This is a genomic window from Vibrio sp. 03_296 (assembly GCF_002265885.1).
On the sequence record NZ_NPKW01000406.1, the window covers coordinates 1 to 1026 of the forward strand.

The 1026-nt window shown below is 49.8% G+C and carries 1 pseudogene; it reads right to left on the bottom strand.

The features are described from left to right. Positions 1-107: 107 nt before the first annotated feature. Positions 108-1026, bottom strand: a pseudogene (locus CIK04_RS33815) (PhoH family protein); the annotation flags it as partial.

A 1026-nucleotide genomic window follows, 5' to 3' on the forward strand; every position in this document is an offset into this window, starting at 1 on the left:
ACAAGTACCCTAGTTCCTAGTTCCTAGTTCCTAGTTCCTAGTTCCTAGCTCCTAGCTCCTAGCTCCTAGCTCCTAGCTCCTAGCTCCTAGCTCCTAGCTCCTAGCTCCTAGTTCCTTTCTCCACTCAAATTCTCCTCGGCAAATTCAGCTAAGCGGCTGCGTACCACGCCATTAAGGTGAATGTTGGCGCTGCCTTCAAAGTTCTTAAAGCGCTCAACCATGTAAGTTAAACCCGAAGTGAACGGGGTGAGGTAGTGAGAATCGATCTGCTGCAAGGTTACCGGAACAGACGATMTTCGTCCCTTCGCCACAGCGAGTTAATAATGGTTTTGATCTGTGAGGCGGTGAGGTTTTGACACTCATCGAGCAGAACAAACGCATTTTGGATCGAGCGGCCGCGCATAAAGTTGATCGACTTAAACTGAATGTTGGCTTTGTCGACAATGTACTTCAGCTGATCCTTCGGTTGCAGTGATCGTGCTTGTGCAGTGCTTCTAAGGTATCGGTGACCGCCGCCAGCCAAGGCATCATTTTCTCTTCTTCCGTACCCGGTAAGAAGCCGATTGACTCGCCAATGTCTGGGGTGTTTCGGCGTTAACGATGATCTTATCGAACATGCCTTTTTCAATGGTTTTGTTCAAGTGCCGCCGCGAGTGCCAGTAAGGTTTTACCACTGCCCGTCCGCGCCAGTTGAGGATCACTGAGATCGATGTCGGGATCGAGCAAGGCGTCCAATGCCATCGCTTGGTAGATGTTTTTCGGTGTGATGTCCCATGCTTTGCGGTGCATCAGGCGCTCACGGCTGAGATCGAGCAGCGTCAATTTGTCACCATCGATGGTTTCGACGCGGCCAACGAAATCACTCTCTTCCTCATCCACCACGTATTGATTGATAACGTTGATCAAATGGAGCAACGATCTAACTTATGAAAGTGCGCCCTTCCAACGCGTAGCTTTCCACTTGATCCACTTGACTCCAAAATTCGCCTTCTCGAACTTGGTAGCCTTTGGTGAGGTATTGAATGT